The sequence below is a fragment of the Streptomyces sp. NPDC048277 genome, assembly GCF_040652235.1.
In the GTDB taxonomy this organism is placed as follows: Bacteria; Actinomycetota; Actinomycetes; order Streptomycetales; family Streptomycetaceae; genus Streptomyces.
This window is the reverse complement of sequence record NZ_JBEZLQ010000058.1, coordinates 1-20,672: the sequence shown is the minus strand read 5'-3', so window position 1 is coordinate 20,672 and position 20,672 is coordinate 1. Positions and strand designations below refer to the sequence as shown.

Genomic DNA, 20,672 nt, shown 5'->3' with positions numbered 1-20,672 from the left:
GTGATCTCCACCGCCCGCGCCCGCCGGTCCCCCGGAACCGCCCTGCGCACCGCAAGTCCCATGCGCTCCAGGTCGTCCACGACCCGCATGATCCCCGCCTTGTCCGAACCCGTCGCCGCCACCAGGTCCCGCTGCACCGTCGGCCCCCGGTCCACCAGCACCAGCAACACCGCGAAATGCCGCAACTCGATCCCCAACGGACGCAGCGCCTCCGCCATCACCGCAGCCGCACGCCAATGCGCCCGCCGCAACAGCAGGCCGAGGGCGAAGGGCGAGGCATCCCCAGGGCGGTCGGTCGCACGCGACGCGGCGGTCGGATGAGAAGCGTCGGCAGTCACAACCGCAGGTTACCAGCCGTCCATTCACCCAATACGGTATCGATTGAAACAAAATGACGGGCTACGCGTCACCGGCCGGCCCCGGCCACAACGCACGCACCGCGTCGGGCACCTCGGCCACCACGGCCGGATCGAGCAGAGCCACCTGGAGGATGTAGCCGGGGAGGACGGAGAGCATCGTCGAGGCGATCGCCTCGGCCGTCACGTTCGCGGGCAGACTGCCGTTCTCCTGATGGTCGCGCACCAAGGTGACCAGATTGGCCCGCATACGGCCCATGAGATGGTCGAGCTTCTGCGCCAGCGAGCGGTTGCGCATGGCCTCTCCCCAGACCAGGACGGCGAGGCCGGCCACGTCCTCCTCGGCGGACTTGACCCGGATCACGTCGAGCAGTTCCGCCATGAAGGCCCCCATGGACTGGCCCTGACGGTTCGTGGCGACGGCGAGCGTGATGTCGAGGACATCGCGCATGTTCTCCTCGGCGATCGCGAGGATCATCTCGTCCTTGCTGGTGAAGTGCCGGTACACCGCGCCCGCGGACATCTGGGCCTCGGCGAACAGGTCCTGCATGGACGTGGAGTGGAAACCGTCGCGGAGGAAGCAACGGCGCGCCGCATCCAGGATCTGCTCGCGGCGGGCGTCCATGTGCTGCTGAGTGACCTTAGGCATGAGGCCAGCCTAACAAAGAAAACGAACATTCGTGTTGACGTTTCCCGGCACAACGAGCCACACTGGAGCCAAATAAAACGATCATTCCTTTTTATGAGAGGGTGGGCTGTGAGGAACCCCTTGTCAGGACACCGGGCATGGCGGGAAGTGGTCATCGCCGCCGTGGGGCTGCCCGTGGTGATCACTCTGGCCGTGATGGCGTTCGCCTGGCCGGCGGGGCGGATCTCGCCGCGTGACGTCCCGGTCGGAATCGTCGGGACCGGGACGGCCAGCCAGCACGCGGTGGAGGGACTGACGCGCGCGAAGCCCGGCGCGTTCGACTTCCACCTCTATCCCGACCAGCGGGCTGCGCGGTCGGCGATCAGGAACCGGGACGTCTACGGCGCCTTCGCCATCTCCGGCCACGGCATCACCGTGCTGAAGGCCACCGCCGCCAGCCCGTCCGTGGCCCAGCTTCTGACCGATGTCGGACAACAACTGGCCGACAAGGCCACCCAGCAGATCGCTCAGGAGATCGCCCAGCAGAAGGCCGCCCAGCAGAAGGCCGCCGCTGCACATGCCCCGGCGAAGGCCCACACGCAGGCGGCCGCTCAGAAAGGCACCGACCAGCAGAAGGCCACCCAGACGGGAGCCGCCGGTACCGACTCCCCGGTGCGGATCCTCATGAAGTCGGTCGACGTGGTGCCCGTCGCCACGGAGGACCCCCGGGGCGTGGTGTTCAGCTCCTCGGTCTTCCCGCTCACGATCTGCGGCATCCTGATCGGGGCGTTCGTCACGATGGCCCGCGGCCTGGCCCGCCCGCGGCACCGAGTACTGACCCTCCTCGTCGCCTGCGCCGTCGCAGCCCTCGGCATCTATCTCGTGGCCCAGGGTTTCCTCGGGGCACTGCCCCACAGACACGTGGCCACGTGGGCGATCCTGTCGCTCGACCTGCTCTCCGTCAGCGCCACCGCCGCCGGCGTGATCCGGCTCCTCGGGCCGGCGGGCCTCGGGCTCAGCGCCGCGCTCATGGTCTTCGTCGGGAACGCCTTCTCCGGCGCCACCTCCGCCCCGGAGATGCTCCCCAAGGGCGTGGACTACGTCGGTCAGTGGCTGCCGCCCGGCGCCGGAGCCAGCCTGCTGCGCGACACCACGTACTTCGACGGCAGCGCCGGCGCCGGCCACCTCGCCGTCCTCGCGCTGTGGAGCGTCTGCGGGCTCACGGCAGTCATGTTCGGCCACTGGGTCACCGGGGAAGCGCGCGGCACGAAGACCGGTGCGACGGCTTCCGGGGAGTTGCTCCCGGTCTTGCCGGGGCCCGGCGCCGCTGTGCCGGTCCGGCGTCACGCGCACGCCCACGCGCGTCGCCATGACGGTGACGACTGATACCGACCGTTTCATGGACCTCGGCGCCGCACCGAAGGCGAACGGGGCGCTGAGGCGCGCACGCGGCACGCCGAGGGCGCGGCCGTCCGCATGAGCCGACACCACGAAGGTGCGCCCCCGCCAGGTGGCCGCACCGCCCCCAGGGGTGCGGCCCGGCAGACACACGGCCGACTCCCGGCCCGCGCACAACCACGGAGTACTGCGCGAGGTGTCGAACCACGATGCCTCGCGCCCTACGGGAGCGGACACACACCATGACCACCCCACACCACCCTCAGCCGGGGCACCGGTCCGGACATCCGCGGTCGACCGGCACCTCTCCGGCCATCACTCGGACTTTCGCGCTGCTCAGCACACACTGGAACGGCCTGATCCTCATGGCCCTGGCCAAGGGTCCGGCCGACTTCGCGGGGATGCGCGAGCGCGTGCCCGGCATCAGCGACCGCGTGCTCGCCCTGCGCCTCCGGGAACTGACCGCGATCGACCTGGTCACCCAGGACGTCCTGCCCGGGCTGTCGTCGCGGACCCGCTACGCGCTCTCTCCGCACGGCAAGGCGTTCCTCGTCCCCCTGGCCATCCTGTTCCTGTGGGCGGAGGATCACCTTCCGGAGGGCGGCGGGCCGGATCTCCCGTGCCCCGGCGACGGCCACGAACCTGTCCCTTGAACAGCCGGCGAATTACAAAGCGGGATGATATGTACTGAATCGCACACACGGCAGGAGCGCCTGGACCAAGGGAGATGGCTGGACTTGGACGTCTACGAGGCGGTCACGAGCCGACGGGCCGTGCGTGGATTCATCGACCGGCCCGTCCCGAGGGAGGTCCTGGAGCGGGTGCTGTCCACCGCGGCCTGGGCACCGTCCGGATCGAACCTTCAGCCCTGGCGCGTCTACGTGCTGACCGGCCGACCGCTGGCCGAACTCAAGGAACTCGCCGGCGGGCGCGTGACCGCACGCGATCCCTGGGACGAGCGCGAGTACGAGATGTACCCGTCCGCGCTGCGGTCCCCGTACCGTGAACGCCGGTCCGCCTTCGGCGCGGAGCGCTACAGCGCACTGGGCATCGAGCGCGAGGACTGGGAGGCGCGCCAGCGGGCCGCTTCCGAGAACTGGAACTGCTTCGGCGCGCCCGCCGCCCTGTTCTGCTACATCGACCGCGGTCTGGGGCGGCCCCAGTGGTCCGACGTGGGCATGTTCCTGCAGACCGTGATGCTGCTGCTCCGCGCCGAAGGCCTGCACAGCTGCCCGCAGATGGCGTGGTCGGTCTATCGCAAGACCGTCGCGGAGATCCTGTCGCCCCCGGACGACCTCATCCTCTTCTGCGGCATGTCGATCGGATTCGAGGACACCGCGGTGCCCTACACCCGTACAGGCCGGGCACCGCTCGCCGAGACGGTCACGTTCGTCGACGGTTAGCCGGCGGTACTCCCCACCGCGCCGGCCCGCGCCGGCCGGTCCGGGGAGACCCACATCACACGACCCTCGGTGTCACACCCTGTCGGGCTGTCCGGTCAGTAGTGCGTACCAGCAACTTCGCTAGGAGCGCTCATGGATGCACGTCTCAACTACTACGGCAATCCCTTCGCGGGCAAGGTGCTGAAGCACCTCTTCTCGGCCAGCAAGGCGCTGTCGGACTCGACGCTGCCGGCCACCGTTCAGCATCTGGTCGAGGTCCGCGCCAGCCAGATCAACGGCTGCGGCTTCTGCACCGACATGCACACCAAAGAGGCCGCCCACGCCGGGGAGACCTCGGTGCGGCTCAACCTGATCGCCGCCTGGCGGGAGGCGACGGTGTTCACCGACGCCGAGCGCGCCGCGCTGGAGCTGGCCGAGCAGGGTACCCGCGTCGCGGACGCGGCCGGTGGTGTCACCGACGAGGCCTGGGCGAACGCCGCCAAGCACTTCGACGAGGACCAGCTCGCCGCGCTGACGACCCTCATCGCCATCATCAACGCCTACAACCGCATCAACATCATCACCCAGCAGCCGGCCGGCGGCTACAAGGTCGGCATGTTCGGCTAGAGCCGGGGTCCGGCCCGGCTCGCCCACACGTTGACACCCTCCACGGTGCTGCCGTCAAGGTCGGCGCCGTGACAACGTGTGACCTCGATTGCCACGGTGCGCCGCGCTCTCGTGGCCGCGCCCAGCCGAATTGTGGAGACCCCCGACAAGGGGCAGGGTGATACGGGGACTCGCCGCGTGCCCGGCAGGAGGCGCACGGCGTGTCACAGATGCGGGCCGTGTTCTGTCTTCGCTGTGAAGCAAGTTGTTGTGAGCCCGGAGTCGCCGACGCGAGATCGTCCGTTCCGGGCAGGTCTACGGAGGTGTAGCACTATGCACGAAATGCACTCAGAGGACGGCTTCGGACCCAAGATGCTGGCGGACGTCAAGCCGCCGTTCATCCCCGAGGGCGCTTCGGGGATGACCGTCCTCGTCGAGTGGGCTCCCGGCCATCCCGGCACTCCCCCGCACCGCCACTCGGGGCCGTGTTTCGGCTACGTACTCGAGGGAGCGGTGCGGGGGACTCGAAGGCGAGCCGGAGCACGTGATCAAGGCCGGTGAGACCTTCTGGGAGCCCGGCGGTGATGTGATCCATTATCAGAACGGCAACGCCTCGTCGGACATCCCCGCCAAGTACATCGTGTTCATGATGTGCGCACCGGGCCAGCCGATGCTCACGCTGGTCGGCGACGAGGAACTGGAGAAGCGGGCCCATCTGCGTGCCCCGCGGCCGACCGACTGACCCGCCGTCCAGGCACGGTCCGGTTCCGGACGGAGCCCGTTCGCTCCGTGGGAGGACGCGGTGACACATGAGCTCCGCTGATTTCGTGTACTGCGTGCTGACAGTGCTGTTCGCGGCCGAGGCCGTTCGCGCACTGCGGCATGCCCTCGGGTCACGGAGTCCCGGATGGCGCAGCCGAGTCGACCAGCTCCTGCACACCGCCATGGCCCTGGCCATGGCGGTGATGCCGTGGAACTGCGGTTCCGGGCTGCCGGCGCTGCCCCGGACGGCCTTCTTCACGGCCGCTGCCCTGTGGTTCCCGCTGACCGCCACCTTCCCGCTGGCCGCCGCCGGCAGCCGTCAGCGGTCGAGACCGACCGCAACCGCACGGAGACTGCCCTACGCGGTCGGCATGGCGGCGATGGCCTGGATGACACTCTCCATGGCGGGCCCGTCGCACGCCATGGTCACCGGAGTGCTGGCGCTGTACCTGCTCGGCTACGGTCTCTGGTCACTGACCCGTGGCATGCCCACGCTGCGCGGCGTTTCGCCTGCCGCGGCCGGCTCCGGCGGCACAACGGTGCCCTACGGCTGCTTCTGGGACGGGACGATGGCCTTGGGAACGGTCATCATGCTGCTCATGCACCCCTGAGCCAGTCGGTGTAGCGGGTGGGGGCGAGGTGGGCGTTCTCGTCGGTGAGGACGTCGCCCTTGACCACGGCGAACATGCCGGCGGTGGGGTCGGTGACGACGGTGCGGTTGTCGCCCTTGTGGGACAGCGTGATCCGGCCCAGTTCGTCCAGGGTGAAGACGTCGGGGCCCGCGATGTCGCGGATCCCGTTGAGCGGGGTGCCGGCGGCGACCTCCGCCACCGCGGCGGCCACGTCCTTGGCGGCGATGGGCTGGATGGGCGTGGGGGGCAGCCGGACGGTGTCGGCGTCGGAGGTCCAGGACATGGTGGCGTCCATGAACTCCATGAACTGCGTCGCCCGGACGATCGAGTAGGGGATCCGCCCGGCCGCGAGGATGTGCTCCTGGAGCGTCTTGGCCTGGTAGTAGTCCAGCTCCGGCACCTGGTCCACGCCGACGATGGAGAGGATGACGAAGTGGCCGACGCCGGCCTTGCGGGCCGCGGCCACCAGGTTGTCCATCGAGGTCTGGAAGAAGGCCGGGGAGGCTTCGTCGAAGGTCGGGGAGTTCGTCAGGTTGACGACGACGTCGGCTCCCGCCATCGCCTCGTCCAGTCCCTGGCCGCTGATGACATCGACGCCGGTGGACTTCGAGTGCGGTACCGCCTCGTGCCCGGCGGCGTTCAGGTTCTCGACGACCTGCGACCCGATCAGTCCCGTACCGCCGATGACTGCGAACTTCATGACATGCCCTTCGCCGGTAGTACGTCCGAAGTGGTACAGAAGCCACGATATCCGGACGATACGGGTTTGGCCCGGTCGCATCATGCCGCCTCCCGGGGCGCACGTGCCGAACGCGCCGCGTACCGGCGGCTGTCACAACAGCGAGGACGTGTCGGTCAACCAACTGTCCGCATCTGGGAACCCTCCCTACGCGAAGGTGCACCGAATATGACAGTTGGCATCACCAGCCCGGCGGGCTCCGGCCACCGCCCGGCGTCCGGTATCGCATCACGGCTCGGCACATATGAGCCGCGTGACACACAAGGGCGGGACACAAGGTTTCCCGCGTCCATGTCGGCCCGGCGTCCGGTCGTTCTCCGCAACGCCGACGGAGTCAGGCCGTGACCGATGTGCCCAGGTTGCCCGACCTGTCGACCGACAAGGACTTCGACGGGGAGACCTTCGCCCCGATCTACACCACGACCGTGACGGTGAGCGGGGGGACGGCGAGTCACGGGCGGGCCTCGGGAAAGGCGCGCTCGGGCGACGGGGTCCTGGACCTCGACCTTCGCATGCCCGCGGAACTCGGCGGAGACGGCCGGGGGACGAATCCCGAGCAGTTGTTCGCCGCCGGTCTCGCCGCCTGTTTCCACGGGGCGCTGAGTCTGGTCGCACGGCAGGCCGCACTCGCCCCCGCGGCGATCTCCGTGGAGGCGACCGTGGCCTTCGGACGGGACCCCGACGACGGCGGCTACCTGTTGCACGTCGACGTCGAGGTCAAGTGGCCGGACGTCGACCCCGCCGTCGCCGCCTCGCTCATGGAGCAGGCCGACTCGCTGTGCCCCTACACGAAGATGGCCCTACGGGGAACGCCGACAACCATCAGACTGGCCTCCTGACCGACGGCACCGGCTGCCGGTCGCCCTGACCGGCAGCCACCGCGACGACGTGGGCTGCCATGGGCAGCGTCCACGAACGGTGTCACAAGTTCCATGACATCCCGGTCCTACTGAGTGACAATCCCTCGGCGATCGGAGTAGATCGTGGCTATCACCGAACAACAACTTTCCACCACGGTGCTGGTGATCGGAACCGGAGGTGCCGGGCTGCGGGCGTCGATCGAACTGGCGGAGGCCGGTATCGACGTCCTCGCGGTCGGCAAACGCCCCAAGGAGGACGCCCACACCGCACTTGCCGCCGGAGGAATCAACGCCGCCCTCGGCACCATGGACCCCGAGGACAGCTGGCAGCAGCACGCAGCCGACACGCTCAAGGAGAGCTATCTGCTCGCCGATCCCCGCACCGTGGAGATCGTCACCCAGGGCGCCGCCCGGGGCATCGGCGACCTGGAACGCTACGGTATGGCCTTCGCCCGGGAGGAGGACGGCCGGATCTCCCAGCGCTTCTTCGGCGCGCACAAGTTCCGGCGGACCGCGTTCGCCGGCGACTACACCGGTCTGGAGATCCAGCGCACGCTGATCCGGCGCGCGCAGCAGCTGAAGATTCCGGTGCTCGACGGCGTCTACATCACCCTGCTGCTGGTCCACGACGGCGCCGTCTTCGGTGCCTACGGCTTCGATCTCACCCACGGCACGCGGTACGTGATCCACGCCGACGCCGTCATTCTCGCCGCCGGCGGCCACACCCGCATCTGGCGGCGCACGTCCTCGCGGCGCGACGAGAACACCGGCGACTCGTTCCGTCTGGCCGTGGAGGCCGGAGCCCGCCTGCGCGACCCCGAACTGGTGCAGTTCCACCCCTCCGGGATCATCGAGCCCGAGAACGCGGCCGGCACCCTCGTCAGCGAGGCCGCGCGCGGTGAGGGCGGCATCCTGCGCAACGCGCTCGGCGAGCGGTTCATGAACCGCTACGACCCCGCGCGCATGGAGTTGTCCACCCGTGACCGCGTGGCCCTTGCCTCCTACACCGAGATCAAGGAAGGCCGCGGGACGCCCAAGGGCGGAGTGTGGCTCGACGTCTCCCATCTGCCCCGGCAGACGATCATGACGCGTCTCCCCCGCGTCTACCAGACCCTGCTCGATCTGCAGATGCTGGACATCACCCGCGATCCGATCGAGATCGCGCCCACCGCGCACTACTCGATGGGCGGGGTGTGGGTGCGCCCCGAGGACCACAGCACCGACGTGCGCGGCCTGTACGCCATCGGGGAGGCGTCGAGCGGTCTGCACGGTGCCAATCGCCTCGGCGGGAACAGTCTCATCGAGCTGCTGGTCTTCGGCCGTATCACCGGCCAGGCGGCCGCCGCCTACGCGCGGTCCCTGACCGCCCAGCCGCGGTCGGCGTCAGCCGTCGCCGGGGCCCGCTCGGAGATCGACGATCTCCTCGGGGCCGACGGGCCGGAGAACGTCCGTGCTCTGCAGCGCGCCGTCCGCAACACCATGACGGAGCACGCCGGAGTCGTACGCGACGAACAGGGCCTGCGCGCCGGGCTCGCGGAGCTCACGGCGATCGAGAAGCGGATGGAGGACGTCGGCGTGCACCCGGACATCGCCGGCTTCCAGGATCTCGCGCACGCCTTCGATCTCAAGTCCGCGGCCCTGTCGGCCCGGGCCACCCTCGAAGCGGCGCTCGAGCGTCGCGAGACCCGCGGCTGCCACAACCGCAGCGACTACCCCGACCTGGACCCTGCTCAGCAGGTCAATCTCGTCTGGTCGCCCACGACCGGTATCACCCGCGAGAGCATCCCGGGCATCCCCGACGAGATTTCCTCGCTGATGGCGGAGATCTCGACCGACGGAAAGCTCGCCGAATAACCGCCTGCGGAGCAGCGGAATTTTTCAGGGAATTCTCTCGATTCTCGCGAACCCCTGTCACAAGTGGATCTGCTGTCCGGTCTCTTCTAGTGCAGATCGAAAACAGATCGCAACCCTATGAAAGGACACCGTTGTGAAGGTCGTAGTGATCGGTGGGACCGGGCTCATCGGCTCGAAGCTGGTCGGCAAGCTCGACAAGTACGGGCACGAGGCGGTCGCCGCCTCGCCCAACACCGGCGTCAACACTCTGACCGGCGAGGGGCTGGCCGAGGCACTGCGGGGCGCTTCGGTCGTGGTCGACGTGTCCAACTCCCCCTCCTGGGCCGACGACGACGTCATGAACTTCTTCCGCACCTCGACCGCCAATCTCCTGAAGGCCGAGGCGGACGCCGGCGTGACGCACCACGTGGCGCTGTCCGTGGTCGGCACCGACCGCCTTCAGGAGAGCGGGTACTTCCGTGCCAAGCAGGCGCAGGAAGAACTGATCAAGGCCTCCGACCTCCCGTACTCCATCGTCCACGCCACTCAGTTCTTCGAGTTCGTGAACGGGATCGCGGACATCTCGACCGAGGGCGACACGGTGCGTCTGGCCCCCGTCAAGTTCCAGCCCATCTACTCCGACGACGTGGCCGCGGCCCTCGGCCGCACCGCGGTCGGCACCCCGGTCAACGGCGTCCTGGAGATCGCCGGCCCCGACGTGTTCCAGCTCGACGAACTCATCCGCCAGGTGCTCGCCGACAAGGACGACGCCCGCACGGTCGTCACGGACCCGAGCGCTCCCTACTCCGGTGCCGGGCTGAAGGACACCACGCTCGTACCGAGTTCCGACGCGCAGATCGCCGAGACCCGGTTCGCCGACTGGCTCGTGCGGCAGCGGTAGGCCCTGCGGGTGGCCCCTGGCAGCGGTCAGGGGCCACCCCGGCAGCAGATCCCAACGGTGTGTCCGGGATTCATCTCAAGCTCGGCCCGGATCTCCTCGACGCAGCGCTCCGACCGGGGGCCCGACGGGAACAGGGCCCTGGCTGGACCAGGCGGAAGGCGCGTAGGCCGACCGTGCCTGCCGGCGTATCCAGCAGAAGGACACACGATGACGCAAGCCACTGAGAACAGCATCGACATGGCGACCACAGTGGTGGCGCTGGCCGCCGAAGCCGCCGAACTCCAAACGCGTATCGACGTGCTTCGCCAGGAACTCGTCACGCTCGACGAGCGGATGGAAGCCGTCTCCGCCGCTCTGCAGCACCTTCCCTCCCGCTGAGCGGCCGATCCGCACACGGCAGGCACGCCACGGCGAGCGTCGGAGCCGCTCTCCTCGTCACCGCGGCCCGCCCCGCTGATCCGCTCGGCGGCCGTACCGCACCCGTACGGTCGGCGGACGGGGCTTCGCCCGCCGCCACACCGGCGGTGATCACTACGCGGAACGAGCTATGCGCCCTTGTCGTCATCGCGCAGGGAATGGATCATGCTCCGCAGGATCCGGAAGGCCTCTGACTGCTCGGTTCCGGTCAGGCCGGCCAGCATTCTGGCCTCGACCGACCGGACGGCCGCGCTCGCCTTCTCGAGGCTTCGCCGGCCGCGAGGCGTGAGCCGCGCGGGAAGCACCTTCCCGACGGTTGCCTCCGCGGGCCTGGTCACGTAGCCGTCCCGTTCCAGGGCCTGGAGCAGCACGTTCATCGTCTGCCGTGTCACGAACGCACCCCGCGCGAGCTCGGAGTTCGACAAGCCCGGTCGTTGCGCCAGCAGTTCGAGGCAGGAGTAGTGCGTCACGCTCATCCCGAGCGGCCGCAGCACTTCCTCCATGGCCGCGCGCAGGGCGCTCGACGCTTCTTTGAGCAGGTAGCCCAGTGACGTCTCCAGGTCGACGCCGACACCTTCTTGACTCATGTCAGCATTCTGACATAGCTTGCTGCATGTCAGAAAACTGACACGTAAAGAGGGAGTGTCATCATGCCCGCCACCGGCCCCGACTTCATCTCGCTCCAAGTGCGCGACCTCGACGCGTCGCAGGCGTTCTACGAGCAGTACCTGGGCCTCGTCCGCTCGCCGGCGGGACCTCCGCACGCCGTCGTCTTCGAGACGAAGCCGATCGCCTTCGCAGTCCGCGACATCATTCCCGGCACCGACCTCGCATCCGTCGCCCAGCCCGGCATCGGTGCCGCGATCTGGCTCCACGCCACCGACGTCCAGGCCATCCACGACGCGCTCGTCGCCGACGGCCACACCATCGTCTCCGCCCCGATCGACGGCCCCTTCGGCCGGACCTTCACCTTCGCGGACCCCGACGGCTACCAGGTCACGCTCCACGACCGCGCCTGACCGGCCGAACGCCACCGGACGACCACCAGCGGCAGCGGCGTCCCGCGTACCGGACGCCGCTGCCGCTCACCTTCAGGCCGGTGAGGTGACCGTCGTCCGGCCAAGATGCCGGGCGAAGAACCGGGTTGCGCTGTCGGCCTCGAACCTGGGCAGTTCCATGTGCCTGCCCGCGTTGGCGTGCATCGTCTTCTCCTTCGAGGCGAAGGCGTCGAACAGCGCGAGACCGGCCTCGCGCGAGATGCGCTCGTCGTCCCACTGCAGGTCGAACTCGATCGGGACGGTGATCCGCTGTGCCTTTTCGAGCAGGACATCGGGCCAGGTGCAGACGAAGACCGCGGCCGTGATCCTGGCCTCGATCGCCACCAGCGGCACCCCGATCGCGGTGCCCAGGCCGATGCCGACGTAGCCCACCGGCCCGTCGGCACCGATCTCCGGAAGTTCCTGAAGCGCGTCCAGGGTCGCCTGCCACTCGGGCACGGCGAGCTCCGCCAGGCGGGCGTTGTAACGGACGACGATCTGCCGTTCCGGCTCGCCCGCCGCCTGCGCCCTGCGCAGTTCGGCGATCTCCTGCTCGTCGTACGCGGTGCGCGGCCGGTCGCCGTGACCGGGCGCGTCGATGACGGCGACATGGAAGCCGCAGCCGGTCACGAGGCGCTGTGCCCGGCCCGCCATCGCCGGATGCTTCTTGTGGGTGCCGCCGCCGTGGCCCATCAGGACCAGGGGCGCGCGACCGGCGCCGGAAGCCGGCGACCAGAGAACACCGGGGACGTCGCCCAGGGTGAAGTCGCGCTCGATCATGCCGTCCGACGACGACTCGGCGGTGAACTGCAGAGTCTGCACAGGTAATGCCTTTCGGGAGTGCCTTGTTGTCGAGGCGCTCCCGGCGACACCTACGTCAGTCGCCGGCCGTGACGGGAAGGGGGAGCACCCACGTCGATACAGCGTTCATGGGTCTCACCTCCTGGGACGGTGTCACGGTCGACCGCACGCTACAAGCCGGAGAAGGAACCCGTCCAATCCTTTTCCCGCCGTGTGTCAACGGCTCCGGCATCAGGGTGCGATGCCGCGTTTGTCCATGGCGTTCTCGACGATGCGCAGCCCGTCCATGCCCGGCAGCTTCGCGATGTGCGCGTCGATGTCGCGGACGAGTTTGCGGCCCTCGGAGCCGGCGAAGAGGTGGGTCATGACGTGTCTGACCTCTGTCTCGGGCATGATGCCCGAGCCGACCGGGCCCCAGGCGTTTTCGAGCGCCAGCCGGGCGACCACCCGGGCCTTCTTGCTCGCCGCGAGCCGGGCACGCGCCTGCGACGCGTAGAACGCGACGTGTTTCGTCTCCTGCTGCGCGATCCGCCTCAGCAGCGGTACCAGCACCGGGTGGCTCTCCAGCGCGGCAAGCCGGTGGTACGCCGCCGTCGCCGACCACTCGTTCGCCGCGCCCCAGGCCATGTGCACGGCGACGAAGTCGTTTCCGACCAGCCGGCCGATCACGGTCTGCTTCACCGTCCCCAGGCGGTCCCTCCAGCCGAGCTTCAGACGGGTCGCCTTGAGCTCGTCGAAGTCGACTCGGAGGCCGTGGCGTTCCAGCACGGCCGCGAGCGCTTCGCCGTGCCAGAACTCCTCGCGGTTCCACATCGTCATGAAAGCGCCCACCGCGGGCTCGTCGTGCGACGGGGTCGTCAGCAGATCACGCAGGTAGCAGACCGTGTGATATTCGATGTCGCACATATAGCGCAACGTACGCAGCGTCTCCTCGGGCAGCGGGTTGCGGGCGAACTCGTCGAAGTCGAGGTCGGCCCACTGCACGCCGGTGGAGTTCTTCGTGTACTTGTCTATGTCGAAAGCCATCAGCCGCTCGTCTCGTCGGTGTGCGCCACAACCGTCGCCCGTGCCGCGACGACGTCGCGGCGCACCCCCGAACCGCCGCTCTTCCAGCGGTGGATGGTCCAGTTCCTCTTGTGCGACTCACGCGCCAGTCCGGCGTCGGGGTTGATCGCCGCGGGCCTGCCCAGCAGCGACAGCCACGGCAGGTCGGAGTGGCTGTCGCCGTAGCCGTAGGAGGCGGCGAGGTCGTAGCCGCCCTCCTCGGCGTACCGCTGGAGCCACGCCGCCCTCGCCTCGTCGACGAGCGGCGGCTTCGCGAGGTAGCCGGTGAGCACACCGTCCCGTACGTGCATGGAGCTGCCGACGACCTCGTCGAACAGGTCGGCGAGCGGGGCGGCGAGAAGGCCGACGGAGCCGGTGACCAGGACGGTGCGGTGACCCGCCGCACGGTGTTCGCGGATGCGCGCCACGGCGTCCGCGCTCGTGTGCCGCAGCATCGTGTCGGCGTAGCCGCGCCGTACGACCTCCTGGAGACGGGTGATGGGCATGCCGCGGTAGCGGCGCAGGAACGCGCGGATGAACTCGCCGCGGTCCCGCCTCTCGGCGCGGAGGTAGCCGGGCAGCGAGGCGAGCAGGTCCGCCACCTCCTTCGGCCAGGCCGCCTTGCGGAAGCCCGCGGTGCGCACCCACAGGTACTGCTCGACGATGTTGGAGTCGACGACCGTCCCTTCGAGGTCGAAGACGGCCATCACGTCCGTACGCCGCGGCAGTTCACCTTTGGGGCGGGCGTTCGCCGGCCGGGAGGCCGCGGCCTTGCGACGACGGTAGGCCGCCGTCAGCTCGCCGATGGCGGGGAGGTGCACCTTCTGCAGGTACTCCTCCCAGTCGATCCGCTCGACGTCGAAGCCGCGGTCCTCGCGCGCCTCGGCCGGAAGGGCGTTGTTCAGCGCGCGCGTGTTGCGGTCGTCGAAGACGATCTCGGTCTGCGCGTAGGCGCGGTAGAGGTCGATGAAGTTGCCGAGGGTGGCCGTGCCGGCACGGAGTTTGGCGTTCTCGGCGGCCAGCGCGCGCTTGCGCTCGTCGTCGGGCAGCAGCCGCAGGGCGGCGTCCCACAGGTCGGCCTTCTTCTTCGCCAGCAGCAGGCGTCGGTTGAACCTGCGCTCGCCCGAGAACGTCCAGGTCGGTACTTCGACGAATCCGTCGTCCGTCGACACCGGGTGCCGCGTGTAGTAGTCGCGTACGTTCTCGTACATGCGGTGGAAGGGCAGCGGGTTCGACGCGCCCGAGGCGATGTGGAAGTACGCCGGCTCGTCGGCCGGGGCCGGATTGGCCGCTACGGCCAGGATGGCGTTGACGACGAAGTCGACGGGGATGACGTCGAGGATCGAGTCGGGCAGCCCCGGGAAGTCCGGCAACTGGCCGCGGCCGTAGGCGAAGATGAGCGGATCGGCGACCTTGAAGCCGTCGATCCAGCCCGGGAACGGATGCTGGAGGGCGCTCTCGATGATCGCGGGCCGGACCACCGAGAGCCGGTGTCCGGCCTCGCCCCAGAGGTCTTCCGCGGCGCGTTCTGCGAGTGCCTTGGTCAGCGTGTAGACGTCGGTCCACCCCAGGCTCTGCGCGCGCCGCCGGCCGGCGGCGACGAGCTGGGAACGCACCCACTCGCGCCGCGCGTTCTCGCTCGCGCGGGCCGCCGCGATCGGGCCCTCCTTGCCGTGGTCGCCGCGGGCCCGGGCCATGAACCGCTCGAGCATCGCCGGTTCCCGCGAGGTGAGTTCGGTGCGCTCATGGGCCTGCGCCGCCAGAGTCCACTCGGTGTGCCAGTCGACGTCGTGTTCGAGCTTGGCCTCGGGCACCACACCGCGACGGAGTCCCCCGACGTAGCAGGTCGACACGTGGACGACGTGCGGGTCGGAGCCGGACGCGAGGAGGGCCTCGTAGAGGCTCACGGCGCCGTTGACGTTGGTGTCGAACGCCTCGTGGACGGGCGGGTCGAAGGACACGGTCGAGGCCGAGTGGATGACGACGTCGAGGTGGGAGGGCAGCTCCGGAATGCCGGTCATGCTGCCGTCGAGCACCGTGATCCGGTCACGGACGACGCGCTCGGCGTCCTCGGCGCCCACAGCGTCCCGCCAGCGCGCGAACACCGGTTTGCGCAGCAGCTGCCGGAGCCGGTCCTGCCCGGTCTGGCTGCCCTTCCCGCGCACGAGGAGCCAGATGTGGGTGGCGGGGTGATCGGTGAGCAGCCGCTCCAGCACGGCCTGCCCGACGAAGCCGGTCGCGCCGGTCAGCAGGACGTGTGCCGTGCCGAGTTCGGTCTTCGCGTGGTGCGGTATCAGCGGTGTCACGGGAGGAGCCTCGATTCCACGATGGATGCGACACCGGGACGGATGCCGGGGAGCGCGGCGACCATCGCGCGGATACGGCGGGCCTCGGCCCGGCCGCTCCGGTCGCCGAAGACTTGGCGTTCGAAGAAGGTGCGCTCGTGCTGGGAGCGGTCGACCGAGCCGAGCGGCCAGGCGGTGCGCCGGAGGGCGCGACGGGTGATGCGCCGGGCGCGGGCCGAGCCCCTCAGTCGCCGCTCCGCCTCCTCGGCGAGGAAGCGGATGTGGCGCTGCTTGATCTCCACGACGGGAGTGACGATCGACGCCATGGCGGAGGAGACGCCGGCCAGACGCCGGTAGGCCGCCTGCGCGATCCATTCGTCCACGAGGCCCGTCGTCACGTGTTCGGCGACGATCTGCGTACCGGTGACGCCGGCGACGAGGGAGCGCGCGACCGGGCCACGGCGTTCACGGCGCTCCGCCAGGACCCGCCGGGCCGGACCGGCGCTCGGCGGAAGCTCGCGGGCGGCCGGAGAAGCGTCCAGGACGGCGTCGAGGGCGTCGGCGATCCAGAACCTCTCGAACATCCACGTGGTGAGGAACGCGGTGACCCGGGCGTCCTTGTGCGTCGCGGTGACGAGGAGGTCGCGCACCCGGTGCAGCGTCGCTCGTTCCATGTCGCGCAGCGCACGGACGAGCCGGACGGATTCGGCGTCGAGCGGCTCGTCGGCGAGCGGCCCGAGGTCGAGGGTCCCGCGGTGGTTGCCGTGTGCCGTACGGGCGAACTCACGCACGTCGAAGCCCGCTGTCTCGGGCGGCGCGGTCGCCGTCTCGTGTTCTGAGTTCATGCACGGACTTTCTCGGGCGGAAGCGGGCGGTCTCTGCAGAGGCCCCGGGGAACGTGCGAAGAGCCGTCGGGGGGCCGTCACCTGAGACCGGACGACCGGCGCATGTGTGACACATGAACCGGTTCCGCGGGAGCAGGTGCGAAAGCTCGTGTCACAAGACGGATGCGTGCCCGGTCTAACGGAACGATCCGAGAAACGAAAGGTGTGACATGCGCCCCAAGCCTGTGCTGAGCGGTACCCGGGTCGCACTTGTCACCGGTGCCACGTCGGGTATCGGAGCAGCGTTCGCGCGCACTCTGGCAGACCGCGGATGGGACCTCGTCCTGGTGGCCCGCGACCGGGAGCGGCTCGGCCGGATGTCGGTCGAGCTCGCATCCCGGGGCCGTACGGTCGAGGTGCTGCCTGCCGACCTGGCCTGTCGTGCCGACGTCGAGCGGGTCGCAGCCCGGCTGGAGGACCCCGCGCGTCCGGTGGACATGCTCGTGAACAACGCCGGTTTCGGCGTGCACGCGCCGCTGACCTCGGCCGACACCGCTCCGCACGACCGGGCGATCGAGGTCATGGGCCGCGCGGTGCTGGTGCTCGCCGGCGCCGCCGGCCGGGCCATGCGCAGGCGCGGGCACGGTGCGGTCGTCAATGTCTCGAGCACGGCCGGGTTCGTCACCATGGGCAGCTATTCGGCCGTCAAGGCCTTCGTGACCTCGCTCACGGAGGGACTGGCGAACGAGCTCCACGGCACGGGCGTCACCGTGACGGCACTGTGTCCGGGCTGGGTCCGCACGGAATTCCACACGCGGGCCGGAATCCGGTCGTCGAGCGTTCCGGACTTCCTCTGGCTCGACGCCCGGCACGTCGTCGAGGCGAGTCTGCGCGACGTGCGCCGCGGACGGGTGATCTCGGTGCCGAGCTTCCGGTACCGGTTGCTCATCTGGTTCACACGTCATCTTCCACGCCACACGGTGCGGTGGATCTCGCGACGGATCTCGTCCAGCCGCAACGACAGTCTCACTCACTGAATGAACCAGTGCGGGCGGGCCCGCACGGGAAGGAAGCGGATGCCTGCGGCGATACGCGACCGTTTCACCTCACGCTCTCACGCTGCGGCGCGTTTCGTCGCGCAGCGGGGGCTGTTGAAGTCCGTCGTATGGAGCGTGACCAGTGTCACGGTGCTGGGGCGCGAGCGCCTGGCGAACGTCGACGACGCCTATGTCGTCGTCGCCAATCACACCTCGCACCTCGACACGCCACTCATCATGGGCGCACTGCCCCGCCGACTGGCGCGCTACCTCGCGGTGGGGGCCGCCGCCGACTACTTCTTCGACGTGTGGCAGCGACGCAGCCTCACTGCTCTCTTCTTCAACGCCTTCCCGGTCGACCGCACCGGAGTGAACGCCCGCAAAGTGAGCGCCAAGGCCCTGCTGAACCGGGGGGTGCCGCTCCTGATCTTTCCCGAGGGGACCCGCTCACGCGACGGATCCCTCGGGGCGTTCAAGCCGGGGGCGGCGGCACTCGCCTCGTCGGCCGAGGTGCCGGTGGTCCCTGTCGCGGTCATCGGCGCGCACGCGGCGCATCCTCGCGGATCGAACTGGCCCAGACCTGGCCGTCTGCCGGTCGGGGTCGTCTTCGGTGAACCGCTCACCGCCCAACCCGGTGAGTTGAGGAGCGAGTTCACCGAGCGCATCCGCTCGGCGATCGTCGCCCTGGCCGAGGAGAACTCCGACCGCGTCCTCGGCGCGAGGACCACCTCACATCGCACACCTGAAGGAGACCGTTCATGACCGAACCCGCCATCCGCACCGACGCGATGCACACCGGTGAGGTGAAACACATGAAGTGGTGGGGCTGGGGTGTGGAAGGTGTCGGATTCCACCACGAGGACAAACCTGGTTTCGCACCGTTCGTACAGAAGGCCGTCGGTCTGGATCTCCGGACGGCCGAGCGCACCGGACGGCCCGACTTCTCGCAGTTGAAGGTGCCTGCCTCGACGGCACCGGAGGAGTTCGTCACGGTGCTGAGCGGCATCGTCGGAGCCGGGAACACCGTCGTCGACGACCTGTCCCGGGTCGTCCACACGTACGGCAAGAGCCTGCGTGACCTGGTCCGTGTCCGAGCCGGCGAGATCGCGCGCACTCCCGATGTGGTCGTCTACCCGGCCGACGAGGCGGAGGTGCAACGCCTCGTCGACGCGGCCGTCGAGGCGGACGCCGTGCTCATCCCCTTCGGGGGCGGCAGCAATATCGCGGGCAGTCTCGAGCCGCACCCGGACGAATCGCGGGTGGTCGTCTCCCTCGACCTCGGCCACCTCAACCGGGTGCTGGAGATCGACGCCCACTCCGGCCTCGCGCGCATCCAGGCCGGGGCGCTGGGCCCCGATCTCGAGGCCCAACTCAACCGGAGCGGCTGGACCATGGGGCACTACCCCGACTCGTTCACCCACTCGACGCTCGGCGGCTGGGTCGCCACACGCTCGTCCGGCATGCAGTCGGACAAGTACGGCGACATCGCGGACATCGTCAAGGGGCTGCGTGTCGTGCGGGCCGGCGGGGTCCTGGTGATCCGTGCCGTTCCGAGCGCGTCGACCGGGCCGAGCGTGCGGGAGATGGTGGTGGGCTCGGAGGGACGGCTCGGCGTCATCACCGAGGTCACGGTGCAGGTGCACCGACTCCCCGAGAAGCGTGCCATCCACGCCTACTTCTTCGAGAACCTCGACCACGGTCTCGCCGCGATGCAGGAGATCGCCGAGAGCGATGTCTCGCCCTCGGTCACCCGTATCTCGGACGCGCACGAGACGGCCTTCTCCCTGGCGACGAGCAAGGAGTCGAAAGGTCTTCAGAAGAAGGCACAGGCCGCCCTCATGGCGTATCTCAGGAGGCGCGGCTGGAACCTCGACGAAGTGTGCCTCTCCTTCATCGGTTTCGAGGGCGGCGAGGCGCACGCGAAGCGGCAGAAGTCGCTCGTCGACCGGATCGTGCGCAGGCATCACGGCATCGGCGTCGGCAAGGGACCCGGTGCGCTCTACGACCAGAAGAAGTTCGACACGCCGTACATCCGCGACTTCCTGCTCGACCGCGGTGCCGCCGGCGACGTGAGCGAGACCGCCGGTCCGTGGTCGAAGCTTCGTGGCATCCACGCGGCGGTCTACGAGGCGGCCGACCGCGCTTACGAGATGATCGGCCACAAGGGCTGGACGATGTCACACCTGTCGCACTCCTACCACTCCGGAGCATGCCTCTACTTCACTTTCGCCTTCGTGTTCGGTGCCGACCCGCTCGGCGAGTACGACACCGTCAAGCGCGCGATCCAGCAGGCGTTCGTCGACGCCGGCGGCACGATCTCGCACCATCACGGGGTGGGCCTGGAGCACGCGCCCTGGCTGGAGGAGGACATCTCGACGCAGGGTGTCGCGATCATGTCCGGCCTCTTCGACGCTGCCGACCCAGGCGGCAACTTCAACCCGCGCAAGATCGTGGTCTGAGCGATTCGACGTGTCACAGCCGCGCCTCGTGCCCGGTCATACGGATGGAAGCGCAAGGCCGAGAGCGTTGCTTTCAGGCTGGACGAGAATGGGTTGCAGGGCATGGATGATCAGAGTCAGCAAAAAGAAGTGGGCGAAGGAGGCAGTGGCGAGATAATTGTCCGCTGGGCGGACGGGCGCCTGGGCCCGTACCGCCTGATCCGGGCCAAGGCACGCAGGGCCTTCCCGGACCACTGGTCTTTCTTGCTGGGCGAGATCTGCCTCTACAGCTTCCTCGTCATCATCGTGACAGGGATCTATCTGAGCCTGTACTTCCATCCGTCGATGAACGAGGTGCAGTACAGCGGCGGTTACCTGCCGTTGCGGGGGCAGACGGTGTCGGAGGCGTACAACTCAACGCTGCACCTCTCCTTCGACGTCCGTGGCGGCCTGCTGATCAGGCAGGCGCATCACTGGGCGGCCCTGGTGTTCATCGGGGCCATGCTGATCCATATGCTGCGCGTCTTCTTCACCGGCGCATTCCGCAAACCCCGCGAATTCCAGTGGCTGTTCGGGTTTCTCCTGCTGGTCCTCGGCATGTTCGGAGGGCTGACCGGATACGACCTCCCGGACGACCTTCTCTCCGGAACCGGGCTCGCCGTCGTGAACGGAACGATCCTCTCCGTACCGGT

At 69.0% G+C, this 20,672-nt stretch carries 22 protein-coding genes and 1 pseudogene; 15 read left to right on the top strand and 8 right to left on the bottom strand.

What is annotated here, in order from left to right:
• Both AB0D85_RS51380 and AB0D85_RS51375 read right to left on the bottom strand, forming a co-directional pair.
• Nucleotides 1–338, bottom strand: a 338-nt coding sequence (locus AB0D85_RS51380; protein WP_362338346.1) for a MarR family transcriptional regulator, incomplete at its 3' end; no start/stop codon positions are given.
• 61 nt (nt 339–399) lie between these two features.
• Nucleotides 400–1,005 (bottom strand): TetR/AcrR family transcriptional regulator, encoded by a 606-nt coding sequence (locus AB0D85_RS51375; protein WP_362338343.1) that lies wholly within the window; start codon nt 1,003–1,005, stop codon nt 400–402.
• 120 nt (nt 1,006–1,125) lie between these two features.
• On the opposite strand from AB0D85_RS51375, the gene AB0D85_RS51370 reads away from it, so the two are divergent.
• From AB0D85_RS51370 to AB0D85_RS51345, 6 genes and pseudogenes are all read left to right on the top strand, one after another.
• The gene (locus tag AB0D85_RS51370; RefSeq protein WP_362338339.1) at nt 1,126–2,370 is read left to right on the top strand and encodes an ABC transporter permease; all 1,245 of its coding nucleotides are present in this window, start codon (nt 1,126–1,128) and stop codon (nt 2,368–2,370) included.
• Nucleotides 2,371–2,624: 254 nt separating this feature from the next.
• On the top strand, nt 2,625–3,035 hold the full coding sequence (locus AB0D85_RS51365; RefSeq protein WP_362338336.1) for a helix-turn-helix domain-containing protein: 411 nt from the start codon (nt 2,625–2,627) through the stop codon (nt 3,033–3,035).
• 84 nt (nt 3,036–3,119) lie between these two features.
• Entirely contained in the window at nt 3,120–3,785 is a 666-nt protein-coding gene (locus tag AB0D85_RS51360) for a nitroreductase (RefSeq protein ID WP_362338333.1), read from the top strand.
• Between the two features lie 132 nt (nt 3,786–3,917).
• Nucleotides 3,918–4,391, top strand: coding sequence for a carboxymuconolactone decarboxylase family protein (locus AB0D85_RS51355; protein ID WP_362338330.1), 474 nt, complete (start codon nt 3,918–3,920; stop codon nt 4,389–4,391).
• Nucleotides 4,392–4,712: 321 nt separating this feature from the next.
• Nucleotides 4,713–5,112 (top strand): annotated as a pseudogene (locus AB0D85_RS51350) (cupin domain-containing protein).
• Between the two features lie 67 nt (nt 5,113–5,179).
• Nucleotides 5,180–5,743 (top strand): DUF5134 domain-containing protein, encoded by a 564-nt coding sequence (locus tag AB0D85_RS51345; protein ID WP_362338327.1) that lies wholly within the window; start codon nt 5,180–5,182, stop codon nt 5,741–5,743.
• Here AB0D85_RS51345 and AB0D85_RS51340 read toward each other — a convergent pair.
• Nucleotides 5,730–6,464, bottom strand: coding sequence for an NAD(P)H-binding protein (locus AB0D85_RS51340; RefSeq protein ID WP_362338324.1), 735 nt, complete (start codon nt 6,462–6,464; stop codon nt 5,730–5,732). The genes AB0D85_RS51345 and AB0D85_RS51340 overlap by 14 nt on opposite strands.
• Before the next feature lie 380 nt (nt 6,465–6,844).
• On the opposite strand from AB0D85_RS51340, the gene AB0D85_RS51335 reads away from it, so the two are divergent.
• From AB0D85_RS51335 to AB0D85_RS51320, 4 genes are all read left to right on the top strand, one after another.
• Nucleotides 6,845–7,342 (top strand): Ohr family peroxiredoxin, encoded by a 498-nt coding sequence (locus tag AB0D85_RS51335; RefSeq protein WP_362338321.1) that lies wholly within the window; start codon nt 6,845–6,847, stop codon nt 7,340–7,342.
• Nucleotides 7,343–7,486: 144 nt separating this feature from the next.
• Nucleotides 7,487–9,217, top strand: a complete 1,731-nt coding sequence (locus AB0D85_RS51330; RefSeq protein ID WP_362338318.1) for an FAD-binding protein — start codon at nt 7,487–7,489, stop codon at nt 9,215–9,217.
• Between the two features lie 133 nt (nt 9,218–9,350).
• Nucleotides 9,351–10,097: an SDR family oxidoreductase gene (locus AB0D85_RS51325; protein ID WP_362338315.1), complete on the top strand. Its 747-nt coding sequence runs from the start codon at nt 9,351–9,353 to the stop codon at nt 10,095–10,097.
• A 207-nt stretch (nt 10,098–10,304) separates the two neighbouring features.
• On the top strand, nt 10,305–10,475 hold the full coding sequence (locus tag AB0D85_RS51320; RefSeq protein ID WP_362338312.1) for a hypothetical protein: 171 nt from the start codon (nt 10,305–10,307) through the stop codon (nt 10,473–10,475).
• Between the two features lie 167 nt (nt 10,476–10,642).
• On the opposite strand, the gene AB0D85_RS51315 is transcribed toward AB0D85_RS51320, so the two are convergent.
• Nucleotides 10,643–11,101, bottom strand: a complete 459-nt coding sequence (locus AB0D85_RS51315) for a MarR family transcriptional regulator (RefSeq protein ID WP_362338309.1) — start codon at nt 11,099–11,101, stop codon at nt 10,643–10,645.
• Between the two features lie 63 nt (nt 11,102–11,164).
• On the opposite strand from AB0D85_RS51315, the gene AB0D85_RS51310 reads away from it, so the two are divergent.
• Complete coding sequence (locus AB0D85_RS51310; protein WP_362338306.1) at nt 11,165–11,533, top strand: VOC family protein; 369 nt, start codon at nt 11,165–11,167, stop codon at nt 11,531–11,533.
• Between the two features lie 72 nt (nt 11,534–11,605).
• Here AB0D85_RS51310 and AB0D85_RS51305 read toward each other — a convergent pair whose 3' ends face one another.
• The 4 genes from AB0D85_RS51305 to AB0D85_RS51290 form a co-directional block, all read right to left on the bottom strand.
• Nucleotides 11,606–12,373, bottom strand: coding sequence for an alpha/beta hydrolase (locus AB0D85_RS51305; protein ID WP_362338304.1), 768 nt, complete (start codon nt 12,371–12,373; stop codon nt 11,606–11,608).
• A 210-nt stretch (nt 12,374–12,583) separates the two neighbouring features.
• Complete coding sequence (locus AB0D85_RS51300; RefSeq protein WP_362338301.1) at nt 12,584–13,378, bottom strand: ferritin-like domain-containing protein; 795 nt, start codon at nt 13,376–13,378, stop codon at nt 12,584–12,586.
• Nucleotides 13,378–15,702 (bottom strand): HAD-IB family hydrolase, encoded by a 2,325-nt coding sequence (locus tag AB0D85_RS51295; RefSeq protein WP_362338298.1) that lies wholly within the window; start codon nt 15,700–15,702, stop codon nt 13,378–13,380. The genes AB0D85_RS51300 and AB0D85_RS51295 overlap by 1 nt, the downstream gene beginning before the upstream one ends.
• A complete protein-coding gene (locus AB0D85_RS51290) occupies nt 15,699–16,526 on the bottom strand; it encodes a hypothetical protein (RefSeq protein ID WP_362338295.1) in 828 nt (275 codons plus the stop codon). Before AB0D85_RS51290 ends, AB0D85_RS51295 begins: the two co-directional genes overlap by 4 nt.
• A gap of 209 nt (nt 16,527–16,735) precedes the next feature.
• On the opposite strand from AB0D85_RS51290, the gene AB0D85_RS51285 reads away from it, so the two are divergent.
• From AB0D85_RS51285 to AB0D85_RS51270, 4 genes are all read left to right on the top strand, one after another.
• Nucleotides 16,736–17,542, top strand: a complete 807-nt coding sequence (locus tag AB0D85_RS51285; protein WP_362338292.1) for an SDR family oxidoreductase — start codon at nt 16,736–16,738, stop codon at nt 17,540–17,542.
• 135 nt (nt 17,543–17,677) lie between these two features.
• Nucleotides 17,678–18,304 carry a lysophospholipid acyltransferase family protein gene (locus AB0D85_RS51280; RefSeq protein WP_362338289.1) on the top strand — a complete coding sequence of 209 codons (627 nt, stop codon included), beginning with the start codon at nt 17,678–17,680 and terminating at the stop codon, nt 18,302–18,304.
• A complete protein-coding gene (locus AB0D85_RS51275) occupies nt 18,301–20,001 on the top strand; it encodes an FAD-binding oxidoreductase (RefSeq protein WP_362338286.1) in 1,701 nt (566 codons plus the stop codon). Before AB0D85_RS51280 ends, AB0D85_RS51275 begins: the two co-directional genes overlap by 4 nt.
• Nucleotides 20,002–20,103: 102 nt before the next feature.
• Nucleotides 20,104–20,672: cytochrome b N-terminal domain-containing protein (locus AB0D85_RS51270; RefSeq protein WP_362338283.1), on the top strand; the 569-nt coding region annotated here is incomplete at its 3' end.